The following is a 24,418-nucleotide window of genomic DNA, read 5'->3' as shown; positions in this document are numbered from 1 at the left end:
TTTCTCAAGAATCCAACAAATCAGTTTCCAGTCGGAGCCTGCTTTGAGGTTTTTCAGGGACGACTATCTAAAGGTCGAGGTGATTGACTTTTGTTGTGGATAAACGGATACCATGCCTGAGGCTGTTAGGTATGTTTGGCTTTCTTGGGTTAATAAGAGCTTTGCCAGACTTTTTCCGATCGCTGATCGGGTGTTGTCTAGAGGATAAACAATGGCCAGGGGATAGGCCAAGGGATAGGTGCGTTCTCGAATGACATGTTCATGGGGAAAATAACTGCCTTTGCGATCGCACAAATCACTTTCCGGCGTGACAACTGCCCCTGTATCAAATATCAGTGGTGCTGTAGCCTGACGGTTTTTCTCAAAAGCAAGAGGATATACGGCGCACTGACCAAAGACCTGGCTTAGGGGAGCGATCGCGATACTGCCGGTGTCATTGCTTTCGAAATCCTGCAAAATGCGACGGAACATTGGCAGCATTGGCAGAGTTTCGGCGGCAGACTGGCTTTTGTTAATTAATGCGTTAGCCTCTGGTCCATTTTCTCTATCAGCAACAAACAGCTGCTGAAAAATCTCTTGATTGGTCTTATCGTCGGGCCAATAACGTTTGACAGCTAAGTTTACAGGACTTAACTTGTCCCAATTATTGATTTCGTTAGTATATAATTTCTCTAGCTCGGCTATGGTCATCTTGCCTCGCAGGGCTGTTGGTAAGCTGTCATCTCTTTTAGAGTAGCTAAATGCCACAATGGGTACCAGGCTATCGTAGGCGATGATGGTAGCCGTTACATCAATAGGTAATTTTGCGAGCATGGGTACGATAGCAAAGTCAGCTTGATCCGTTCGAACTGCTGTAATTGCATCATCTATCGATGTATTTGCAAGATTGGTCTCATCGTCATTTTTGGGATGATATCTCTTAAAAGAGAGCTTAGATTGTTGTTGGGTGATTTGGTCTAACAGCCCTGGTGTGTTATCAATGATGGTGGTGCGGTCCTGACTATTTGGTGTGGGTTGAAACAGTGGTTGCCAATAGGCCGAATCTGGGATGGCATAGGTATACTCACCTGAGGGAATACCGTCCACATCTTTGAGGCAACAGGGAGAGGGGACACGTTGTGCAACCTGTGCGCGTTGAGATCGCCATAAGAACCACCAAACTAGACCACCTAGGGCAGCTAATGCTAGAAAGCTGAGCAAGGGCCAGGGCATAACTCGCCGGTACCATGGCTTTTGAGTAGGCAATATTTCTGCTGCTCGTTTCTCAATCTGATTAATGGCTGGCTTGGGTGGGAGTTTGAGTAATTCATTACGGGCTATCTCAGCACTCTCAAAAGTGGATTCAATGCCAATTAACTGACAAATAAACTGTTTTAACTCTTTATCGACAGACTTAGGCCAGTGGCGATTAAGTCGAGGATTAAGGGGATAACCATGATCATCTACGGTAGTGCCATGTAGTATCCAAAATGCTACTTTCCCAAGGGATTGTAAATCATCTTGAATACTCAGTTCATCCTGGGCACCTAAATCACCCCGTTCGAGGCTGGCCGGGTCAAACAGATTGGTCCAGATATGAAAGTCGGTAAGATAGACAAATCCCTGGGGAGGACTGTCATTTGTATTGGCAGCCCATAGCAAACTATTGAGATTTAGATTACCGTGAATGACGCCCTGTTGAGCCTGACCAGTAGGTACGGCGAATCGTTGTTGGTGTAAAAAGATAAGGGTTTGGAGAGCCTGGTTCAGCAGGTCTCGTACCATGGAATCGTTAAAGGGACCATGGCGAGCGCAGTACTCATTTAGGGTGGCGGTACGATTGAAGCCAAGGGTGATTAAGTAGCATCGATCTCCAGATTGATCGACAATGGTATCAAAAGGGTCAACAATTCTAATATCTTGGGAGCGCCCATCGGCCAGGGTAATGCCAGCAAGGCCAAGGAACTGTTCTTGGTAGTTTCGTTGTTCTTCCTGATTAAAATATCGTGAGGGTAGAAGAAATTCTTGAATAATAATGGGATCTTCGGTGTCTAGGTTAATGCCCTCGTAAAGGCGGCTAATGCCTCGGCGACCCAGAGGTTTAATAATTTCATATTCACCTCGTTTGCCGATAAGGTGTTGTTTTGGAGCGAGCCATGCAGGAAAGTAACATTGAGTACAGATGAGGCTAGTGGGTTCGCCAGGCTGGCTAATATGTTCTTGACAGGTGAGGGGATCGCCTTGGGTACAGCGGTATTGACGATAGTAGGGTGGCAGGGGTTGAATGGTATCTTGTATCTTCACGTTCTCGGGGAGAGGTTCTTCTGGTAAAACCTCTGGTTTAATCTGCTCTAGAGCGGTCTGGAGCCAACTCACCGTCATCAGGGATTGATACTGTGATATGCGCTGAGATAACGGCAACCTGCGTAAGTGGCGTCGGAGAATGGTGGTTGCTACAGGATTTAGGATCATTTAGCCATCCTCAGTAAATAACAGATATTGTTCCAGACGATAATGGGTCCCTAAGAAGCACTTATTATAGAATCGATCTCCTTTTAAGAAATATCTATACCCAATCCAACACTTCCGTATCTGTTAATGGTTTCTCTAACTTCGCATACTTATCATGGGTAGCCTGCAAAATAAGGGATCAACAATTCGAGTTATTTAGCCATCTTCAGATACGGGTAGGGTGTGTTAGCGATACTTCGCGTAACGCACCAATTTGGTTTGGGGCTTTGGTTGTAGAGATTGATTGTGGAGCGAGGAGAGGATCGTCAGGAGCGAAATGGGTTGAAGCGGTGCGATGTATCGAACCCTACCGGGCTACGACAAAATGCGACGTAACAATTGGGCTAAAAGCTGCGTCAGTTGCTTTTAGGTTTTGTTATGGGCTATTTGTTGCCCTGTTTATACTCATGTCGCACTTCGTGTCTCTGTTGAAGTGTACTTGCTGTGCAACATGGAATGAATTCCATGCCACACGTTCTTTGTTACTTCTTCCTTAAGGTCATATACCTATTTTTCTATCTCACACATATATTGACGTGCACGTAAATTGTAATTATTCTTTGTCTCATTATTTATCTATTTTAAAGCAAGGGTTGTTGCAGCGGCTCAATCCTACTCATTTTACCATACAAATCATTCAATTCACCTTCATTCATACCTCCCAATTGATTCAATTCTGTTCCGTAAAAGGCAAGTAAAACTCGATTACCTCTCGCCATCTCCTGAATTAGTCGTCTCAAAGCTACTTCACTTTGAGCAATTCTTAATTCACTTACCCTTCTCTGAAAATATCTCAGTGATAGTTCCAACTCGACTAGAGCTTCATAATTAAAGGCACGTTTGGTTAGTTCTGCTTTAAGTTGAGTGAATTGCTGGTCAAGGTCTCCATCCAAAGTTCCTCTTCCTTCGATATTTTGAATCATATTACAAAGCCTTATAGTCTGCTTTACTAACGGCTTTAGTTTATTTAATTCATCTTCATTCTTATATGCTTTAATCACCACCACTTCGTACAATTCTGATGTAACAACTCGCTCCAACACAAGCCATACTAACTCATCGCAGAGCGGAAGTGTCTTTTTCAATAGAGTATATAGTAGTTTTAACTTTGCCAAATCATCACATATGTCGCGTACTTCTCGGGGCAATTCCCTATCTAACCCTCTAATCTTTTTATATCTACCCTCTAATTCAATAATCCCTTTAGCCCATCTAATTCGGGCTTTATATTCTCGCAATTCTGTATCGGTGTATCGGTATGTAGATTCTCTTTCAAATAATTCTCGGAGTACAGGACATGCTTCAAATTGCGCATAAATTTCTTCGTACCTTTCTGCCTGTTCTTTCAATACATATCCTGTGCTATAGAGGTAGCTTAACGACAAATCCTCTATGTGATCTACGATGTGAGCATATTTTCTCTGCAAGGGAGGATATTTAAGAAAATAACCTCTAATTTTCTCTATTATAGTAGCTTTTCTTGCCGATTGTGATCTATCTATTGGGGGCTTATTAGAATTGGACGATATACCAGGTGTAAATGCATTGAAGGAGGCATCTTCCCATTCTACTTCTGGCTTAGATTGCAAACCTTTTCTACCATAGCCAATACTTCGACTAGCTCTAGCTGGCTTAACCAATTTTCTCGACTTTCTGTATTTTAAATGAGCAATCACATTTTGGAATCTTTCTTTCACTTCCTCTGCCTTCTCCTCAGAGTCTGGCCTACCTACTAGGGCCGCTAATTCTGTCTTCATGTTTTCTTGAAGCTCAAGTACTTCTGGATCAGCTTCTAGATTCGGGGGGATTACAACCCAATCCTTATCATTAACATTCCATAATATTCCTCCAACGGCTAGAACTGGAATTATAGGAACAACAGGATTTTCCTTAAAATTTTCGCGCTGAATACGAAGCAGAGAATGTAAGTGAGTAGCTAATTGCTGACCAAAACCTCTAGGATTTATCCCTGTGCTACAAGCTACTATGCGAATCATGCCACAACCTTTAAATCCTAATTTCAACATAATATTGGCAAGGGTACTGGCATTATATCCACCCAGGTCGTTGGGTGAACCATGCGAAAAAATGGTAAGTGTTTCATCGGGACGTAACCTACTTAAATCAGTATCAAACAAATGACTGGGTTCTTCTCCGAAACTCTTTTGAAGGTTTTTCGACCCATTTTGAAGATCGTCATACGACGTGGGAATGCTTACACTCATTCTTTGGATAACTCGATTGCCTGAAGGTTGAGATTTTAAGGGTGTTTTTTTTGCTTGTAGTGGGGACTGATGTAGACATGTCTCAGGGAAGAATTGAACTGCTCGATTAGCTTGTGGGCTATTATTGGCTATTTCTTGGAAATTTCTTAGGCTAGCTGCCTCAGGTCGAATATCCTTAAATTGAAAAGTAGACTCACTACCTCTCTGCTTTTGAGAAACCTTATTAGCCACCGATTGGTTTTTATTCTCTTTTGACTTCACTACTTGCTCATACATATCTCAAATCTTTTTTAACTTTCTTTCGTGGTTGTTATAGGCATACTTATTTAGTTGCCCTAGTCTTCTTCATCAGATGAATCAGACAGTTCATCAAGCGTTTTTTCAATACTCTTACTGCCGACATCCTTCCAATCTTTCGGATCTGATTTCTTTTTTTCTAATTCTAAATAGGCTCGCATGCTTTGTTGCCCCCCGTAATCACTACCAGCCTTTTTAGCTCTAGCAGGTATAAAATTCCCGTTTTTTCGATTGAATTCTATCTTGAAGCTAGACCCACCATTGAGGATTCGGGTCAAAGATGCACGAGCCCACTTGTCTGCACCAGGAAAGCGCTTCTCATGTGGTTCGATAATTTGAGTTAGTTGTATAAAAGTAGACATTGTACGAATCATGCGTTCACTGTACCCCTTTGGTTCTGTCCCATCGCCAATCCATACAAGGATGTCTTTAGCAATAGTTTGCTCATTATGTTTCTTATCCTTGCCTACTTCTACAATAAGAGAGTCATAGTCGGACTTGACTACCGAACCGCCATAATCATCTTTACTTGATGACCAGAATGGCTGCCCACCCCACCCTGGGCGAAAACGGCCTTTTAGTCGCCCGATGTTAATGACAGGATCATCGAATCCATAGTTTTTTTTACTCTGCAAGTCATATAAGAATCGTTTAGTTCTTGGTTTACTTTTCTTTTTCATATTTCTCATACGACTGCGTAGGAATCGTTTGGTAGGGGACATATAGTCATTTGCATAATTCACCGCAGCTTGCCAGTTGGCGTATGTATATACCTTTGAACTTTTAGCTTGACTTGCCAAATACGCCACCGCTTTTTCCGTGGCATCATAGTTAGCTTCAAGCGCTGCCTGAAAAATGGAACTCAACGAAGTCTCCTCTGATTTATCGTCAGTAAACACAAGCTTACGTTGGATTACTTCATTGGCAATGTGTTTTTGTCTTGCTTTTACTCGTGCTCTGTCGTTTGTCTTGTGTCGAATATCCTTTAACTGATACCTGCGAGAGCTTTTATTCATCATCTTTTGCATTTTCCGTTGAGCAACTGCTTCAGGTCGATTATCCACAAACCCAAAACCTTGCCTCCCATAACTCTTCTTTTGAGCAACAGAATTAGCAACAGCCCGACTTTTATTCTCTTTTGGTTTCTCTATTTGTTCATACATATTTCAAACCTTTTTAATTTGGGCTTTAATAATTGTTATAGGCTTTCTTCAGTTGCCTATAACATTGGTAACAAACGACACTAGTGCGTTTATTTTCACTGTGTCATTACTCAAAAGGTGCACATATACCGCTAAATCGGGAGTATATGTGCACCCCCCATTCCCTCCATCACCTCCAGCATAAACTTCAAGCTCTCCCTCCCGTTGACATAGATTCTGTGTAAATTTCCAACGTCACTAAACGGTGACGCCCTGTTCTCAACATTTTCACCCATTCATTTTACTTATCACCTTCCCCTTGTCCCTCCAGACTCAACGCCTCCAAAGTCTCCTGCGCCAACTCATCCTCCGGATTCAACGCCAACGCCATTTGTAAATCCATCATCGCATCCTCATGCTCTCCTAGATGAAACCGTGCCACCCCTCGCCCCGTCAAAGCACCGGCATATTTCTCATCCCTATCCAGAACTTCATCGTAGCTCTCAATTGCTCTACGATAGTCTTTCAAGGCCGACTGAGCTGCTCCCCTGTTATACCAAGCCTGGACCGAATCATCATTTAGATTTAGAGCCTCTTCTGCCGAGACTATAGCCTCCTCATAATCCCCCAACTCCCACAAAACCAAACTGCGATTTGTCCAGGCCCAATCATTCCAAGGGTTTAACCCCAACCCCCGGTTATAGGCTTCCAATGCTTGGAGATATTGTTCTTGTGCCCGAAAAATTAACCCACGGGTAAACCAACCATGGTCATAGGTCGCATCAATGGCCAAAGCCTGCTGATTTGCTTCTAAAGCCCGACCATAATCCTTTAAATACCAATAAACAATACTCCGTTGGTTATAAGCCTCCACATATCTCGGATCTATTCCCACCGCCCGATTAATCGAGGCCAGGGCTTCGTCGTATTTACCGGTACCCGTTAAGGCAATGCTGCGCTCATGCCATGCATTAGCAGGGCTATTCTCTCCCCAGTCACTATCCCCTGCCAATGCTGCTTCGCAAGCGGTTAAAGACTGTTCATATAGTTTCCCTTGTTCTTTCACCTCGGCGTCCACCGCTAACCGATTTAAAGCCATACATTGGCCCAACAACGCGTCTGCAAAATCTGCCTTGATACCTACGGCCTGCACAAAGGAAACTAACGACTCTTCAGTCTGCTTGAGCTGTGCTAATACCTGTCCCTGGGCCACCCAGGTTACGGCACTCATGGGATCCAGATTGAGGGCCTGGTCATAGGCAGCAATTGCCTCATTATATAGTTCCAACTGGGTATGGGTTTTTCCAATGGTTGTCCACACCATAGCCGGACTAGCTTCGCCCCAGTCTTGATTGACGCCCAATGCTGCATTGCATGACTCTAGTGCTAGAGAGGCCTGTTGCAATGCAAAATGGGCGTCACATTTACGGGCCAAAGCAAAGGAATACTCGGGTTCTAACAGTAGCGTGCGTTCATAAGCCACCAGTGCGCGCCCATACTCTTCTTCTTGGGCCAGAATGACACCGCGATATAACCAGGCAAGGGCCGGATTCTCATTACCCCAGTTACCATTGATCCGCAGGGCCTGATTACAATGATCTAAGGCAGTTTCGGTTTGTTTGAGGGCGCTATAGGCAACACACTGATAGGTAATGGCTAGCGAATGTTCTGGGTCGAAGAGTAAGGCCCGATTGGCCGATGAAATTGATTCTGGATATTTTTGAGTATTGAGTAATATACTACTATGTAGCACCCAGATGTTGGCATCTTCAGGTTCGAGGGCAATCGCCTGTTCACAGGCCATCAGCGCTTTAGCATATTCTTCTTTTTCTTCTTCTTCAGCAGCCTTATCCTCTGCCGCACTAATGTGGAGTTGACAAAGATCCTGCCAGTATTCAAAATCTTCAATCGCTTCTCCCAATGGTGATTCCTGCGCCCAAGCAACAGATAAGCATAGACAGCTTACTGCCACTGACATTGCACAGCAAGTGGCACTACGAAGCGTAGCCAAACCTGTTACAAACCTGAGTTGCAGTAAATTGGACATTGGGTAAAAGTCTATAGTTTGAACATATTGTAAAATGCCTGGGCTATGCTGAGGGGCGTATTATTAACGATAATTATATCTTTCTCACTAAATAAAAGAGTTGACAAACCCTATGCCACCAATCGATTACTTCCCCCTCTTGGGATGGGTTCTGGGTGGGGTTACCGCTGGCTATATCGACTGCGTACCTGTTTCGCATGGCGCAATGCTACATCCAAAGAGTAACGTTTATCTCCTGTGCTCCGATACTGTAATTTCTCTGTCTCCAGCTGTTTTACCTGATCTGCCAAACTTTGTTCGCGACTCACCACCACCGTTGCCATATCGTCAAATACATCGGCCAGGATACTAAACTCATCCGGACGCTGCCTCACATCTGCCAGGGTTTGAGGATCAAACTGATGTTGTTTAATATCATCGGCAGCCTGGTTTAGCTTTTTAATGGGGCGAATAATATACATTGCGCCTACTAACGCCAGCAGTGAGGCAAGCACGGTAATAACAACTCCGATTAATAGTGCCTTTCGGACAATGCCATTGATGGCCCCCATATAATCCTGCTGAGGAATGGTGACTACAATCAGCCACTTAATGTTGATATCTTTATCTCCAAGGTAGTTGACACGAACTAGATGTTTTTTCCCATCAATATTAAATTCACAATTGTCATTTCTTAGGTTATTTATTTCTTCATTAGAAAGGCTGTTTGAATTACAATTTGGGTGTCGAAGACCGTTGTTGTTATCCAGAATATAGTCTGCTGTTTCTCTAACTAACTTATTTGTACTTTCTTTAGCACTAATGGTGTTATTTCTTCCCGACTGTTTTACAAATAGATCCTCGTCCTCAGGGGTGGCGATAAGTTCTCCTGTAGACTGCTGATCATCTACCATTTCTAAAATAAATGCCTGACCTGATTTGCCCACATTTAATTCTTTAAGAAAATTACTCAGGGAATTGAGCTTGATGTCAATTCCAAAAACACCTTCTAGATTCCCGGCTTGATTATCAATGGGAATTGACCGAGTCAAGACTAATTCGGAGGTTTTTTTATCGTTATAGACTTCTGCCCAGATGGCTTTTCGAGCTTTTTCAGCAGCTTTATACCAGGGGCGTTCCCGTCGATCGAAGCTGGTGGAGTCTGGCTGGCTGGTGGCATGCTTTCCGGCTTCATTGGCATAAAAAAGGTTGGCAATATTCTCACTCGTTTGTGTCGTTTGGAAGACTTCTCGAGTTTCCTCAAGATAGTTGGTGAGTGTAGCCATATCTTGAATGTTAAGGACCTCACTATTGACCTCAGCCACTAACATTTTTGATGCCACGATGGATACTTCAAGGTAGCTGATGACTTCTGTCTGGATGTTATTTGCAACCTCTGTAGTGATTTGGTTGACGGTTTCTTCAACGGCACTTCGGCCACTTCTATAGGCGAACCAACCCGTTAGAGCAATGCCAATGATTACTGGAGCAACAACCAATAAAGGCAAAATCCATCGGATGGAAATAGCCGGTCCTTGGGAGGCGCGGGTTGGCGATTCCCCGTAGGATTCGAATGGAAATGGCTCTAACGTTGACATGATTTTTCTAAAGATGTTGATAAATTATGATGACCAATGCAGATCGTTAAACGTCAGTCGAGAATCACTCAAATTGGGGAGGTAGTTCCACAGGAGAAACGGTTCCTGGGCGAGAGCGTACTGGTGGTCCGCTGCTCTGGCCAGCCTCTCCTCCACCCTCGCTGGCACCATCGGCAGCCTGGTCGCCATCCCCAGTATTAACAATGATGGTGGGGTTTTCAGGTGTGGGATCATAGGTGGTAATGGTGAGCGATCGCGTTAGTGATTCTCCGGCTGAATTGGTTACCTGTAGTGAAAAGACATTTTTACCGGGGTCAGGACTTAAGGGCACAAATAAAGTTCCCTGGGTTTCCACATTGCCTGGGGCGGGCATCAACATCACTTGAGTTCCTGGATTATTTTCCACTTCCCACCCCAATACAATTTCCATGAGGCCCTCCCCTTCGTCAACAGGTAATAAATAGTCTGCTTTCTCGGCCAGGATAGGGTCTCCATTAAGGGTAAACTGAATCACCTGAGGTGGCCTTGCCTGTACTTGAATAGGATCTGTGGTGGCTAAAATCGGTTCTTCTGTGGAGGATGTTGTTTTGGGAATAGCACCCAACTCGATTGTGTGGGCTCCAGCTTGCTTCAGGCCTGTTGGCACGTTGCTACACGCTAAAATACTGTTTTGGTTAATGTCGCAAAAATCTTCTAGTTCATCGGGGATGCCCTCTTGAAAATTAAATATTTGGGGAGGCAGTGCAACGGCTTTTTGGGCATCTCGCACAATTAGCTGCAGGCCCATAAGTTGTTCGGGATGGCTGATGTTCCAGTTTACCCTGACAACATAGGGATCTTCTTCGAGCGATGGTAGTGGCTTGCGATCGCTACTGTCTGATTCGTTAGCTGATCTACTGGTCGCTTCATCAGTGTCTGCATTACTCGAAACAGCTGTGGCAGCGGTCTGATTATCCGAAGGCTGAACCGGGGGGGCTTCCACATAGTTCATTTGGGATGGCACCAACTCTAAGATGCTGGGTCGTGGGATGGGTGCGATCGCAACAAGAGGAGCCTGGGCCTGGGTGGGGGTGGCATTGCGTCCAGGTTTAGGAATCACATTGAGAATAAATTGGTACTCTCCGGCCCGTCTAGCATCGGTGCGAACATTGCGACAGGTCAGAGACTGTCTCCGTTCGATGCAAAAAGATTCCAGTTCTGGCGGTAAGGTTTTACCACTCAGGTCATAGATTAGGGGACCACTCAACAGATCCCCCTCCGCCGACTGACCCATAATTTCTAGCTGTTGAATACGGCCAGGGTGGCTAATTTCAAAGCCCACAGACACTGTATCGCCATTAATGGCCTCATAGGCGCTACTTTCGGTGGCAAAGCGTAGTACCTTAGCCTGGGCAGGCGGATGAATAAACAACCACCAGGCCAGCCACATTAAGCCGATAAAGGAGCCAATTAATAACAGGATAAAGGGCAAAATCTGCCACCAGGGGCGAGCCTCCCACATCAGTAGCCCCTGCATTGGGTTCTCGACCAATGGCTTTTTGTCGGGGTCTGTGGCAATGACTTCAAATTGGATGACGCGACCGCCACCAAACAGAGGTTGTTTCCATGGATTTTTGGGTTGGACGATGACCTCACTCACCAGGGTTTGTTGGGGGGCGAGGGTCAGGGAGTCTGGTCGGAGGGTATACTCGCAAAGATTTCCACCTTCTAACCCAATCACCTGAAAATCCAGGGTTCTCTCGGTGTTGCCTTGGTTTGTTGTCTGGATGCTGTACAGCCCTGATTGTTGTTGAATGCGGCTGACCAGGGTACGAAAATGGGTGGTTACTTCGTAAAACGGCTCAATCTGTAGATAGAGAACATCCAGTAGCTTAAGCTTAGGATTGTTTTCAGATTTTACCTGGAGGGTGACCAACATGGTTTGGGCCAGAGCCCTAACTGGAGGCGTGAGGGTGAGTAAAATCACCCCTTCCATGTCTGGGTTGAGATCTAACTGGGTTTCAACAACGGCTAAGCCCGGTGTGCGAAATCCTTGAGGATAATTAATGGTGACCCAGTCTTCGGGTAGGTCGGGGCAAAACAGTCGAAACCGATCGACCCGATCTGAACGATTGTAGACATATACTTGAAACTGGAGGGGGTTGCCGGGAAGCACCTTGATGGGTTTGAGGTGGGTGGTGACCGGTTCCACCGCAAAGGTGGGTGTGTTCTCCTGGGGGCTGTCCTGGGAGGGGGGCAGCACGTTTAAATGATGTTGATAACGGTGGGGCGCTTTCCCAGGATAATGTGCTGGTGCGTCCACCACTAACCAATAGTGATAACTGCCTGTCAGGGCGTTGGGGGGGACATCAAAGTGAAAGGTGACGTCTTCTCGTTCCCCTGGGTCTAAGGCTAGCTGAGTTTGGGTAAGGGGACACCAGGGATGAATGGCGACAGGTAACTCATCTAGGAAAATGTCAATAACGGCACTTTTATCTCCTTGATTGCTAATGGTAACGTTGATGTCAAAACAATTCCCTGGGAGTACCTGGTCCTGTCCGGATGACGAGATTACCACACCAATTGGATCGGTGGTAGATTCCTGTTGAAGGGCGACTGTGGGCAATGCTGCCATTGGAACAGAATAGCGAGTCATGGCGGAGGGAAGGGGGAGTTAATATTAAAAAGTAACGAGTAACGAGTATGGATCTTAGGGGCAGGCGGGGTTGTCGGCTTTTGTTTGGCGCAGATTGACTTGATGGGTGTCGTTGCCACTGACAATGGCTAGTGTGTTCTCCTTTTGGGCAATATCGACGCTGTTGATGGGTTTTGAAAACTTGGCAATTTGTTTTTTGTCCATTACTAAACCTGAAGGGTTGAGACGCCACAGGATGACTCGACCATCGGCACCGCCGCTGACGAGATAACAGGCATCTTGGGTGAGGGCGATGGCATTGACGGGACGCTCTTGGTGACCATCTGTCCACTGGTCGGTGGGTGAACAATTGGCATTGTCGGTCCAGCACTGGTTAAGATTCCAGAGACTAATGCGACCCTGGTTATCGGCAACTGCCAGGCGCGTTGGCTTATTGTCAGCGGTGTCTAGGCTGGTAATGTAATTGTCTTCTTGACCTGTAGCATAGGGGATAGAGCTGATTTGGTCAGTTTGGGGATCCCATAGCTTGAGCTGATTGCGGCGACCGCCAATGACCAGGGCTAAGGGATCTTCCGGTGCAGTTGTTTTATTGAAGAGGATCCCTTTCTCAGGGGCAAGGCTTGTGGGGGCCATGGCCTGAACGGCAAAGTTAAACTGTTGTTGTTGAGCCGGTGTCGAAAGTCTAGGGCGATTGTCTAGGTCTGGTAGATACCAGCGTAAAACTAGCCCACTACCGTGGGCGCTAAACAAACTGCGGGAATCGGCGCTAAATTGTAGGTCAAAGACGCGATCGTCTGGCTGGAAGACCATTGGTTTATTGGTTTCCGCGAGTAAATCCCACAGTTGAATTTCTCCATTTTCTAGCCCAGCTGCCAGAATATTGTTGTTACGAGGACGGTAGTGAACGACTCGCACCGCCTTTTCTTGCATTGCTTTGTTCGGGGGCAGCTTATTTAACCGTTGGAGTTGACTCTTTCGGAGTTGGCGAAAGAGCTGCCAACGGCCAATGGTATTGTCATTGGAGCCGCTAATGACCATGCTGGCTTGCCCGTCAAATTGCACGCTATTAACGGGGCCTTTATGGTCAGATAAATGTTGGTAGAACCACCTTAGACCTAGTGCCATTAAGAGCAGTCCTAAACATTGCAGCCAAAATGGAACTCTAGGGGGGACCGCAAGCCGAATCTGATGTTCCGGAGGGTCAACGATAGTTTCTTGCAGTTGGGGGTGGAGCTGAAACTGTTGTCGGCGTCGCCATCCCCACCAGGGGACCTTGGGTTTGATGTTTAAGGCTAGGGTGGTGACTTCTCCAGGTTTGAGATCAACCTGAGATGGTCTTAGGTGCAGGCAATGGGGGGTGGTGCGAGCTGGGGTGGGAACGGTGCGTCGTAGGAATGACTGCAATCGCTTGAACCAGGGGATATCGATGCGGTTTATGTTGAGTCTGACGGACTGTACTACATTGCTGGCGTTGTCCAGGGTGATTCTGTAGGTTTTGGATTTAGAGGCTTTGGTAGATCTGGATCGGGGGTTATGGGTGGGAGAGGAAGGGAGGTGCGATCGCACCCCCCACAGCTCAACGTCATCGACCTCATCCATCTCCCTAGGGTCTTTATGCAGCTTGGGATTCACCGTCGCCAGGTCACAGTCAAAGAGCAAAGAACCCACGGGTAACACGGTCAGGGTAGCCGCCTGCTGTACCGGCTGAGCCTGAATTTGACGCGCCTCCACCTGAAACCCATAGTCTCCGTGGATCGCTTCACTGAGATCGGGCAGTTGGCAGATAAATAACAGCTCAGATCGGCCCTGGGGCGGCAGCTGTAGCCGTCGTTTATGGCCATCAATTAACCAGTTCTGGTTTAAACCCGTTAGCTCTACTTGCAGGTTGGCCGTATTACGCTGACAGTTTTTAATCACTATCGGAATGTCAATGAGCTCCCCTGGTTTGCCCTGAAATTCCGTTGTCGCCATGGAGATTTCCAAGGGAATACTGCCTGGGCCTTTAACCTCTAAATTGATACTTTGTCGATCTTTTTCTCCTAGTTCTAAACAGGTGACATTCACATTGAGCTTCATCTTGCCAGTGAAGCCACCGGCAATGGGGGGCAAGGCCAATAGATTAACAATAAAATTAGCCTGATCCCCAGCTGGAATCTTGGCAGAGATATCCGGCGTCAGGCGATACCAATCAGGGCTGGCATTAGGCCTAATGCCAGGTGCCGATAGCTCCAGGGTAAAGGTGGCAAAACGATTACTGAGATTATTGACCATCACCTCAAACTGGTCATGGCCGTCGCCAACTTGAAGAGACTGGGTAGATAGCTGGGTCAAAATCTGGGTAGCCATGGGTCTTAGACTGGTTGAGAACGAGGGGATGAATCGGCCATCAGCCACTGGTGGAGCTGACGATGACGGGCAGCAAACGTGAGGAGATTAACGCCAAATTCCTGGGCCGCACGAATCTCTTCTCGATCGAGATATAGGTCATTATTGGCACCCCAGGCCTGGAGTAATGGCCCCATTAACAGCACCACCCCACCCCAGTGATATAGCCCAATGGGTCGTCGCTGCACCGTTGGCAAATGGCTAAAGTGAAAGGGCTGGGTCTGCACCAGGGAAAACTCTCCCTGACGCACCCTATCCGCCGCTGTTGCTGTGCTAACGGTGGCTGACAGTCCTTCAATCTCTAGAAATGTGTGAATGGGTGCGGCCAGGTTAGCCACTTCGTCGGCAATGCAAGTTTGCAGGGTACTTAATTCTGCTTGAGCACTTTCTCGTAATGATTGAGCACTGTGGGCGGGGGTAGCGGCGATGGCCTGCTGCAGTTCTAGCTCGGCCTGATACAGGTCCAAGACGTCATGATCCACGGTTGCCTCGATGAGCAACACCCCGCCCTGCTGCAAATAGTCAGCCAGCCGGTGCTGATGGGGACGGGGTGTACGACAAAACTCATCGTAGTCAATGTAGCTGAGGTCCCCTGTTAGGGGGGTATCCACCATGTGCCCCTGGAGTCTGGGGGCGAGACTCGGTAAGGCGGCAAATAACGCCTGAAACTGAGCCACATTGTTAGACGAGGATGACCATAAATCGACTCCACAGGTGAGGGATGAACGAGCCTGAACCGGTTGGCGATGACGTAAATCTAGCTGATTAACATCAGGGGAAAAGACATTGTCTGGGTTAGTGAGCGTCTGTAACCCTGGCCCCAATCGTACCCGACAAAGCTCTACCTCATTCGCCTCAGCAGGCACATCTTTTTCAATAATCTGAAACGCATCCTGAACGATTTCTGCTTCCATTTGGGAGGCCTGTTCCGAATGCTTGAGCACAATATAAATTGTGGTTTCTTCGGTGGGCTGGGCCGACAGATAACAACTCTCAGGACAAGAGACAACAATGGGGTTACCCTGGCCATCTATCGCCAGCCCTGGTTGAATCGTCAACCATCGCGGATGGCGATAGCGACTGGATGCTTGCTCTGGAATCTCAGCTACACACACCCCCAGGCCATCGACAATGCCTCCCTGGTGTAGCGACTGATAGTGGATGGTCTGACGGGTTTGATGGTAGCTGTGGGCCACCTGCCACAGGTTGGCCGTAATCAGTAAACCGTCGTTGACGTGGAGACGTTGGAGGGGTTGGAGGGGCATGGGGAGAGGAAGTAAAAAGTAAAAAGTAAGAGGTAGGAGTGAGAGAGTCTGATTTGCTACTCGCTACTTGTTACTTTTACTTCAACTACTGTCCACCCCAGCTTCAATCACAAGATCGTAGCTACAAAAGGCAGGCTTTTCCTGGTCAATGATGGTACGAATTAAGGATTCATCCAGGGGATGGTTCTCAGGGGGGCGTAGTCGTACGGAAAAGTGGCAGGGACGGCTGCCTCCTAAGATTGCTGAGGTGCCGATGACGGCTTGGCCCAATACATGGCCTGGGCTAAAGGTCTCGTGGATGCCAATGGCTTTTTGGAATTCGTCGGGAATATGTTCATCCAGGGGCAAGCCGCTGGCCAGGTGTAAATAAAACCGTAATCCTCGTCGGGTACCGCGCCATCGGTAAATCTCCATGGCGTAGCGAATTAGCATCCGTTGTTGTTCCAGGCCCAGGGGCACCTGAAATGACCAACCCACCCAATGGGCCAAAAACGGCAGCATTGCGCGCGGGGCGGTCAGTGGATCTAGATAGGCCCACAGGTGGTCCAGAATATCAACGGTGGGTTCAAAGGTGGTCTCAAAGATTTTGAGAAATCGACCGACAATATCGGTGCGGTGGTAAATATCGGGTAGAAGGTCTAGATATTTACTGGGGGGACGTACTAAGAGTTGAAAGGGGGTGAGATGTTCTTCGGCATCACCCCGTTGGGAACTGGCGGTGACTTTAAGTTGGCCTTTGTAATCTAAGCGTAGGGGTAATTGACTGGGGGAGAGGGGGCGTTCAAAAAAATCCGTTGGACTAACAAAGTAAAATACCGTCTCCATTTGATGGTGCGCAGGCAGTGTCGAGCCTTCTGTGTGAATCTGGCACCAGCCTGAGGGAATATCTCCCATGATCGTAAACTGAAGTGTGAGGTTCGCCTCCCCTCGATTTTTTATTCGTACCACCAACTCATTGGGTTCTCCTGGTTGTAGCTGTAGCTGGGTTGTGAGGGAGGATGGCAGGGGGCGGGGAGTGGCGATGCGAGACAATGTGCTAGAGGGGGAAAAGCTAATTGCCGAGCCAGAGGCAAGATCTGGTTCCTGCAAGGGCACCAACTCAAGGTCGATCATGCGTCCAGTTTGGGTCTGTGCCATGGTACGTCCCCCTAACGAATGACCCTAATGGTATGGCCAGTAGACAGCTGAGCGTCGTTCCAGGAACAGATGAGACCCAGGAGATCGGGGGTGACGACGTTGTCTGGAGCCAGCCGCCGTACCCATTCCGTTTCTTGGTCTGTACTCTGATCTGTGCTCTGGTCTGTGCTCTGGTCTGCGGCCTGCTGCCGACGTTGTTGTCGAATTTCGTATAGGGTCACTGCGCCCAGATATCGTACCCCGGTCATGGTTTGCAATAGCGTAATGATATCTGACGGATAGACGGGGGTACCAAAGGGCCAGCCTTCTCCCTGGGGGCCACCAGTCAATGGGTTTAAGAATCGATATAGGGCCACCTGTAGTTCCTGTAGTATGGCCTGTTCCGCTTCCGGTGAACTGTAGCTAGGATCCAGAGCCACTTCGGTGGTCACACTCACCCCCACATAATTAGGAGACACAAGCTTTACCTGCAACCCCAGGGGACGCCGTTCGTTGAGATAGTTGAGCACGGTTTGGCTTAGCTCTGGCGTGAGACCCAGCGCTTCGGGGGAAATACCTAGGCCCGTGTCAAGGTCCCCCAGGTTGGTTTTGGGCACAACAACAACAGTAATGATGCCAGGTTTGTCGTTGAGTGCATGGGGGCAGAGACTTCGGGCCACAGTGCCTGCACCTGCTTCTAAGGCCAAGGCTTCAAAATCTTCGGCGGTGACGGCGCGATCGCGAGTGCGCAACAATTTGGGTACCCGCAATACGGCGGACTCCAGGGATTCCGCATCAGCGCCATAGAGGGCAGCCCGATAGTTGGTCACAGATGCCACATAGGGTACAGCCGACTTAATCACCCGCAGTGTATTGGCTTGCACATTGCCCTGTTGGCCGCCGCCGGTGCGATAGGCCCGCATAGTCAGCACCGCCCCTCTAGGGGGCACAGCCCCATGCTGTCGTTCTAGCAATTGGGGAGAAGCGGCCAACACAGCCGCCGCACCAGAAGCATGGAAAGACTGTTGGTGGGCGCGTAGCTGGGTGGCAGTTTTTAACTGGGCCGGTTCACGGATCAAGGGACCAAACTGGATTAAACCCGTTAGTGAATCTAAGGTGTAGTGGAGATCTTCCGGTCCCGACTCAGCAAAGTCAGATACCTCCTGCCACACTTGCTGTAGACCATTGGTTAAGGTGGCCACCAAAGACTCTGAACCCTGGCGCGGCAAAATCGGCGTACTTTGCAACTGAAACGTTTGTCCTGACTGGCCATTACTTTCCCCCAGCAGTTCATTGTGGATGGTCTCACATTGGTGGGCATTGACCGTGCCCCCTGTGGACCGCGCCGCCACACTAATCAAGCGAGGAGAACTGCCATAGGCCGTTGTTCCTACCATCGGCTCAGTGCAGACACACCGAATCCACCTTCCCCGACGACCAGCAAAGTCTGTGGCTGGAAAATGTTGGGGCAAATGTAAGACAATTTCCCCCTGCTGCACTGCACTGTCACTGCCGGAATTGTAAAAACTAAACCCGTGGGTGTCATCGTCAGTTTCCTGCATCAATATCGTAGAGACCCAGGTCTCACCATTCCAAGCCTCCCAACGACGAGGCGGTGCTGCGGGCAACAGGCCGGTGGGTGTAGCCGCCTCGCCCTCTATCTGTAACGCAACAACGTTGCCGTCTAGCGCTTGGTCAGCATCAAGCACCACATAAAAACAATTGCCAGGTTGGGGTGTGGGGCTAAAAATCTCCTGCTCTGCCCCGGTCCAACGACCGTTGGGCTGGCGAGTCCAGCGTACCGACAGACGATCCTGTAGTGTTGTCGGCTGCAGTTCGTCGGTCTCTGCCGTTAAAAGATGACGGATATGGGGTAGCCCCACGGTGAGGGGACCGTCGGTACTAAAAATAATTGCCTCTTCCGTCTCCGTCCGTTCGGTGGCCACGGCCACTGAGGCTGGAATGGTATAGGGCTCTGGCAAACTGGCAGATAAATAAAAGGTAAGGGTCGTCTGCGCCGGTACCGGCGGCTGTAAGCGAATGCCCAGTAATTCTAAAAAAGCAACATAGTGACGTCGCGGCACCTGGTTAAACCGCATCATCATTTGATCCGTCAGCCAGCCAAACAACTCCACCATGGTGATCCCCGGATCACTGGGATTATGGTTGGTCCACTCCGGACAGTAGCGGGGAATGCGCAACAAACATTCTTCCACCAGTTCTTTGAACTGACGGTCGTCAAGGTTGGAGTTGGGGAGCTTTGGGAGGAAGTCGAATTCCATTGTAGAGCTTTAGGGGGCGGGGGAGAGGGGGAGGAAGATTTTTTTTCAATTTTTACTTTTTACTGTTCAATTTTTACTTTATTACCCCTCAACCGGAGTGAGATAAAACGGATAAACCAAACTGCGACGATGGTGAGTTTTGCGAATACGATAGTGCACCGTAATCTGTAAACTAGACGCATCTGGCAAAGGATCCGCCGTCACCGCATCAATTTTGATGCGGGGCTCCCATTGTTGTAAGGCTTCACGGGCATAAATTTGAGCCAATAACAAGGTGTCATCGTTGAGGGGGGCAAAAACAAGTTCATGGAGTCGAGAACCAAAATCAGGTCGATAAAGTCGTTCTCCGATGCGCGTTCCTAAGATAATAACGATAGATTCTTCCAGGTTGCGATAGTCATGACTTAGCTGAAAACTTCCTTGCTTGGTTAATCGCATGGGAAATCCCCAGCCTTCGCCTAGGATGTGTCGTCGTTTTTGTGACGGGTCTTGAACTGACGCCATAGGGCATGCATCCACTAACAATTACATGGGATATCTCAAAAGGGAATAGGAATAGTACAAAACATAATACTGAGTTATGTAAAGTTTGAATTGATGTTTAACAACTACCTCTCCTTAAGCAGCTACCGTATATACACATCTGGAAGATTATTAACATCGGCAATGGCGGCAATGGCTCCCCTTATTCAAGGAGAACCAGTTATGTCCAAACCAGATAAGAACAAGGATGTAGACTTCTCGCTAACTGAAAAACAGTGACGTATTACAGGATGGCGATTACTTGATTTCGTTTAGAGATTTTTCCTAATAATAGACATGTTTTAGATAACTAGCATTTCTTTTACAGATGTTTTGGAATTGACTCTATTTGATTACCGTTCAGCCGTTAATTGTTAGATAAGTTAAAAAATGGAGAGTGTCTGTAACTTTGAGCGATCAATATTGCAGATATTTGCAACAAAAATCATGGAATCCTGGTTTGTGTGTTGGTATAGTCATGAAGCTTGCTAGTATAACAGTCAGCTACTGCGAACAAATCATCTGTTGCGAACAAATCATCGTGGCTTTGCGCTCATTTTCTTACTAAAATATTTAAAGGAGCCCCCTCTAATATGGCTAAAGAGCAGGTTGTAAAGCTTTATCGTGAAGCTCAAGCGAATCCTAATTTGCGAGATTCTCTTAATTTAGCTCCCAATGCTGAGTCATTTGTGATGATGGCAAATCAACGGGGTTTTTCGTTTACGTTGAATGAATGGCAAGACATGATGCGGTTTTCCGTGGAAGAGCTTGATTGCGAGCTATCGGAGATTCCAGGGATTTAGGACGGGCATGAAACCGTGATATTAACCCCCCATTGAATATTGGCCAATAACCCGAAGGGTGGGCACGACCCATCAATCGTGTGATATGGCCTACAAATAATATCTCTTGCTATTGTTTGTCACTGGTGGTGGGTAATGGTTGGTATTGGTTCCATGCCGAAACGTGTTCCATGGGTGTTACCCATCCTACGGATTGTTCTGTTGTAAAACAGCCCGAGGTGATTTTTCTATCTTGTTATGAGTAACTCGTTGGCCATTGCAGCGGTCACTACCACATTGCAGTCTCTGATTAACCAGGGTCTGCGTAATGTGGTTGATAGTGCGACGGTGACGGCACAGACCCTGGAAAAGTCTCAGGGCAATGGTGACAGTAATCGGGTGAATCTGTTGCTCTACCATGCGATGCCTAAGCTTGAGCTGGGCCACCAACAGCCGATCCATCCCAGGGCGAAGGTGAGAACGCCGCAGAAAACTGCTGTTGCCCTGGATCTTTATTATTTAGCGGTAGCCTATGGGGAAAATGGTAGCGAGGCCAAAAGCCATGGGTTGTTGGGGCGGGTGATTCAGTTTTTGGCGGATGGCATCACCCTGCACCCAGACGAGATTGAAATCGCGACCGCAAGAGAATTCCCAGATAGCGATTTACATCGACAGATTGAAAAGATTCAAATTACGCCTGTGGCCCTGGACTTTGAGGATATGTCGAAGGTGTGGCAGGTGTTACAACATCCCTATCGGCCCTGTATCGCCTTTAAAGTCGCCGTAATTATGATTGATACCGGTGGGTTGCCAGCGGGAGCAATGCCCGTATTAAACCGCAGTGGTGTGGAGGGTGGTCCCTTTGTCATACCGGGACTGCCACCCCAGATTACCGGGGTGATTTTGCCCCACCGACAGCCCAGTGCGCGGCTGGGGGATCGGGTGATGATTCGGGGAGAACATTTTGACGGGGAGGCGGTGACGGTGCAACTGCGCCATCCGTTGTTGCCTGAGGCGATTGAGCTAGTACCTGAGGTGTCACCCACTTCGGCGGAGATTGTGTTGCCCCCCGAGGCCCGACTGGCCGGGTTTTGGACCGTGGCGGTGGGGGTGGTGCGGGCGTCCAGTGCGATGCGAATTAGCAATGAGTTTCCCTTGGCAGTGGCCCCCACCATTTCAGAATTGGATCCGTTGGAAATCTCGGCGGGGAATTTAACCCTGTCGTTGAGCTGTAGGCCAGCGGTGCATCCGGAGCAGCGGGTGATGTTGATCTGGCGAGATCGCACCATTGCGCCTTATGAAATCTCCACGGACGACGATAATCCAGGGGCATCTCGCCTCACCTTTCGCATTCGAGAAATGACGCCGGGGGACTATCCGGTGCGGTTACGGGTGGATGGGGTGGATAGTTTGCCGGTGGATGTGGCGGCGGTACCGATGCGGGTCGATCCATTGCAGCAGGTGAGGGTGACTGTGCCATGAGCAGCTGGGCGGAACAGAATCGGGCCTATCTATTAGCGGTGTGTCGCGGGTTGCGGCTGCGGCTGCGGCGGGCCATTGGGGAAGATGCCATCACGCCGGAAATGCTGGAGGAAGCAGAAGCGGCCATTGCAAAATCGGCGGCGATGGATCCGAAACCGGCGGCGTTGGAGCTGGGCTATCGGTTTAACTTAACGGACCTGGATCTGGGCATTTTGCTGCTGTGTGTGGCCATGGAGGTGGACCCGCAGATACCGGACCTGTGCGATCAGGCCCAGGGGAATCGGGGTTGGGCGTTTCCGACGTTTGCCCTTTGTTTTAATTTGTTTGATCAGGTGCAGTGGGATGTGATGACGGTGGATGCGCCGCTGCGCTACTGGCGGTTAGTAGAGCTGCATTCTCCCCAGCCGCAGCCGTTGCCGCAGACGATGCTGCGGGCGGATGAGCGGGTGGTGAATCATATTATGGGCTCGGCGGGGTTGGACCATCGGCTAGAAGGATTGGTGACGCCCTTGGGGCGTGGTGCGGTGCGGCTGTCGGCCAGCCAGCGGGCGGTGGTGGAAGCTCTGGGTGAGCGGTTGGCGAGGACGGAGCGAGGCCAGGCTTTGCCGGTGGTGCAACTGTTGGGAATGAGTGAGCCGACGAAGGTGTTGGTGGCGCGGGCGGTGGCGCGGGGCTTTGGCATGGGGCTGTATTGTTTGATGGGAGAGTTGATTCCGACAGGAGATACGGCGTTTACGGAGTTTTTGCGGCGGTGGGAACGGGAGACGTTTTTGTCGGCGGTGGCGCTGTATGTGGATACGCAGGAGCTGGGGTCTGATAGCTCAGGTCGGGTGGCGTTGCGCCGTTTTTTGGCGGGCTGTAATGGGTTGGTGTTTGTGGATAGTCGGGAGGTGCGGTTGCCGACGCATCGGGTGGCGATCGTGCAGGAGGTGGGGAAGCCGACGGCGATGGAACAGAGAGAGGTTTGGGAGGATATGTTGGGTGAGGGATCGGATGAGATGGCGGGGGTATTGGCGGGGCAGTTTTGTTTGAATGTGTCGGAAATTGAAGAGATAAGTAACGAGTATCGAGTAACAAGTAACAAGTTGGGAGAGGAAATTAAAACTACTCTGCGAGAAGAGCACAGCTCTACAAAATTCAAAATTCAAAAAGAAGAGGAAACAGTTCAAAATTCAAAGTTCAAAATTCAAAATTCAGATACTCCATCACCCCATCACCCCATTACCCCATCACCCCTTCTCTGGAATGCCTGCCTCAACCGTACTCGCCCAAGATTAGAATCCCTGGCGCAGCGGGTTGATGTGAAGGCTACCTGGGATCAGTTGGTGTTGCCGGATGAGGCGATGGGGATTCTGCGGCAGATTGTGGATCAGGTGCGGTTGCGTTCGCGTGTGTACGACGACTGGGGCTTCCGGGAGCGGATGAATCGGGGGTTTGGGGTGAGTGCGATGTTTGCGGGGCCGAGTGGGACGGGGAAGACGATGGCGGCGGAGGTGATTGCGAATGAGTTGAACCTACACCTTTATCGGATTGATCTGTCGTCGGTGGTGAGTAAGTATATTGGGGAGACGGAGAAGAATTTGCGCAGGTTGTTTGATGCTGCCGAAGAAGGTGGGGCGATTTTGTTTTTTGATGAGGCGGATGCGTTGTTTGGGAAGCGCAGTGAGGTGAAGGACAGTCATGATCGGTATGCGAATGTGGAGATTAATTATTTGTTGCAGAGAATAGAGGCGTATCGGGGACTGGCGGTGTTGGCGACGAATTTACGGGAGGCGTTGGATGATGCGTTTTTGAGGCGGCTGAGGTTTTTGGTGGAGTTTCCGTTTCCGTCGCAGGCGTATCGGCAGGAATTGTGGCGGAAGGTGTTTCCGGATAGGATACCGACAGGTGTTATTGATTACGAACATTTAGGGCGGTTTAATATTACGGGGGGGACGATCCATACTGTTGCGATTAATGCGGCGTTTATGGCGACGGAGCAGGGTAATCAGGTGGGAATGAGACAGGTTTTGGCGGCGATGAGGACGGAGTATCAGAAGTTGGAGCGGCAGATCTACAAAGCTGATTTTCAGTGGAATGGTCAGCAACATGCCGTAAAGGATTGGGAAGTGATCTCTGATGGACACAAGGACGATGGGTGCAGGATTGGGTGAAGCCGACGATGCAGTGTA

At 48.7% G+C, this 24,418-nt stretch carries 14 protein-coding genes; 3 read left to right on the top strand and 11 right to left on the bottom strand.

Annotation, left to right across the window (positions count from 1 at the left end; genetic code table 11):
• Positions 1-63 precede the first annotated feature (63 nt).
• From DXZ20_RS18500 to DXZ20_RS18450, 11 genes are all read right to left on the bottom strand, one after another.
• Positions 64-2,451 (bottom strand): hypothetical protein, encoded by a 2,388-nt coding sequence (locus DXZ20_RS18500; protein ID WP_163699760.1) that lies wholly within the window; start codon positions 2,449-2,451, stop codon positions 64-66.
• Positions 2,452-3,071: 620 nt separating this feature from the next.
• Entirely contained in the window at positions 3,072-4,991 is a 1,920-nt protein-coding gene (locus DXZ20_RS18495) for a hypothetical protein (RefSeq protein ID WP_163699758.1), read from the bottom strand.
• A gap of 59 nt (positions 4,992-5,050) precedes the next feature.
• Entirely contained in the window at positions 5,051-6,175 is a 1,125-nt protein-coding gene (locus DXZ20_RS18490) for a hypothetical protein (protein WP_163699756.1), read from the bottom strand.
• Between the two features lie 280 nt (positions 6,176-6,455).
• Positions 6,456-8,132 carry a tetratricopeptide repeat protein gene (locus tag DXZ20_RS18485; RefSeq protein ID WP_250565823.1) on the bottom strand — a complete coding sequence of 559 codons (1,677 nt, stop codon included), beginning with the start codon at positions 8,130-8,132 and terminating at the stop codon, positions 6,456-6,458.
• Positions 8,133-8,362: 230 nt separating this feature from the next.
• The gene (locus DXZ20_RS18480) at positions 8,363-9,778 is read right to left on the bottom strand and encodes a cache domain-containing protein (protein ID WP_163699752.1); all 1,416 of its coding nucleotides are present in this window, start codon (positions 9,776-9,778) and stop codon (positions 8,363-8,365) included.
• A 64-nt stretch (positions 9,779-9,842) separates the two neighbouring features.
• On the bottom strand, positions 9,843-12,413 hold the full coding sequence (locus DXZ20_RS18475) for a COG1470 family protein (RefSeq protein ID WP_163699750.1): 2,571 nt from the start codon (positions 12,411-12,413) through the stop codon (positions 9,843-9,845).
• Between the two features lie 54 nt (positions 12,414-12,467).
• Positions 12,468-14,759 carry a WD40 repeat domain-containing protein gene (locus DXZ20_RS18470; RefSeq protein WP_163699748.1) on the bottom strand — a complete coding sequence of 764 codons (2,292 nt, stop codon included), beginning with the start codon at positions 14,757-14,759 and terminating at the stop codon, positions 12,468-12,470.
• A gap of 5 nt (positions 14,760-14,764) precedes the next feature.
• A complete protein-coding gene (locus DXZ20_RS18465; protein WP_163699745.1) occupies positions 14,765-16,063 on the bottom strand; it encodes a hypothetical protein in 1,299 nt (432 codons plus the stop codon).
• 81 nt (positions 16,064-16,144) lie between these two features.
• Positions 16,145-17,200 (bottom strand): phage tail protein, encoded by a 1,056-nt coding sequence (locus DXZ20_RS18460; RefSeq protein ID WP_163699743.1) that lies wholly within the window; start codon positions 17,198-17,200, stop codon positions 16,145-16,147.
• An 11-nt stretch (positions 17,201-17,211) separates the two neighbouring features.
• Entirely contained in the window at positions 17,212-19,461 is a 2,250-nt protein-coding gene (locus DXZ20_RS18455) for a putative baseplate assembly protein (RefSeq protein ID WP_163699741.1), read from the bottom strand.
• A gap of 81 nt (positions 19,462-19,542) precedes the next feature.
• The gene (locus DXZ20_RS18450) at positions 19,543-19,965 is read right to left on the bottom strand and encodes a GPW/gp25 family protein (RefSeq protein WP_163665489.1); all 423 of its coding nucleotides are present in this window, start codon (positions 19,963-19,965) and stop codon (positions 19,543-19,545) included.
• 611 nt (positions 19,966-20,576) lie between these two features.
• On the opposite strand from DXZ20_RS18450, the gene DXZ20_RS18445 reads away from it, so the two are divergent.
• From DXZ20_RS18445 to DXZ20_RS18435, 3 genes are all read left to right on the top strand, one after another.
• The gene (locus tag DXZ20_RS18445) at positions 20,577-20,786 is read left to right on the top strand and encodes a Nif11-like leader peptide family natural product precursor (protein WP_163665486.1); all 210 of its coding nucleotides are present in this window, start codon (positions 20,577-20,579) and stop codon (positions 20,784-20,786) included.
• Positions 20,787-21,023: 237 nt separating this feature from the next.
• Positions 21,024-22,247, top strand: coding sequence for a Pvc16 family protein (locus DXZ20_RS18440; RefSeq protein ID WP_163699739.1), 1,224 nt, complete (start codon positions 21,024-21,026; stop codon positions 22,245-22,247).
• Positions 22,244-24,400 carry an ATP-binding protein gene (locus tag DXZ20_RS18435; protein WP_163699737.1) on the top strand — a complete coding sequence of 719 codons (2,157 nt, stop codon included), beginning with the start codon at positions 22,244-22,246 and terminating at the stop codon, positions 24,398-24,400. Before DXZ20_RS18440 ends, DXZ20_RS18435 begins: the two co-directional genes overlap by 4 nt.
• Positions 24,401-24,418: the final 18 nt, after the last annotated feature.

Origin of the sequence: Adonisia turfae CCMR0081, from assembly GCF_011009555.1 — a bacterium.
Lineage (GTDB): Bacteria > Cyanobacteriota > Cyanobacteriia > Phormidesmidales > Phormidesmidaceae > Leptothoe > Leptothoe turfae.
This window is presented reverse-complemented; position numbering and strand designations above follow the sequence as displayed.

Coding starts and splice junctions, on each gene's coding strand:
- DXZ20_RS18500 (WP_163699760.1), bottom strand. CDS start 2,451: ATGATCCTAAATCCTGTAGCAACCACCATTCTCCGACGCCACTTACGC.
- DXZ20_RS18495 (WP_163699758.1), bottom strand. CDS start 4,991: ATGTATGAGCAAGTAGTGAAGTCAAAAGAGAATAAAAACCAATCGGTG.
- DXZ20_RS18490 (WP_163699756.1), bottom strand. CDS start 6,175: ATGTATGAACAAATAGAGAAACCAAAAGAGAATAAAAGTCGGGCTGTT.
- DXZ20_RS18485 (WP_250565823.1), bottom strand. CDS start 8,132: ATGTCAGTGGCAGTAAGCTGTCTATGCTTATCTGTTGCTTGGGCGCAG.
- DXZ20_RS18480 (WP_163699752.1), bottom strand. CDS start 9,778: ATGTCAACGTTAGAGCCATTTCCATTCGAATCCTACGGGGAATCGCCA.
- DXZ20_RS18475 (WP_163699750.1), bottom strand. CDS start 12,413: ATGACTCGCTATTCTGTTCCAATGGCAGCATTGCCCACAGTCGCCCTT.
- DXZ20_RS18470 (WP_163699748.1), bottom strand. CDS start 14,759: ATGGCTACCCAGATTTTGACCCAGCTATCTACCCAGTCTCTTCAAGTT.
- DXZ20_RS18465 (WP_163699745.1), bottom strand. CDS start 16,063: ATGCCCCTCCAACCCCTCCAACGTCTCCACGTCAACGACGGTTTACTG.
- DXZ20_RS18460 (WP_163699743.1), bottom strand. CDS start 17,200: ATGGCACAGACCCAAACTGGACGCATGATCGACCTTGAGTTGGTGCCC.
- DXZ20_RS18455 (WP_163699741.1), bottom strand. CDS start 19,461: ATGGAATTCGACTTCCTCCCAAAGCTCCCCAACTCCAACCTTGACGAC.
- DXZ20_RS18450 (WP_163665489.1), bottom strand. CDS start 19,965: ATGGCGTCAGTTCAAGACCCGTCACAAAAACGACGACACATCCTAGGC.
- DXZ20_RS18445 (WP_163665486.1), top strand. CDS start 20,577: ATGGCTAAAGAGCAGGTTGTAAAGCTTTATCGTGAAGCTCAAGCGAAT.
- DXZ20_RS18440 (WP_163699739.1), top strand. CDS start 21,024: ATGAGTAACTCGTTGGCCATTGCAGCGGTCACTACCACATTGCAGTCT.
- DXZ20_RS18435 (WP_163699737.1), top strand. CDS start 22,244: ATGAGCAGCTGGGCGGAACAGAATCGGGCCTATCTATTAGCGGTGTGT.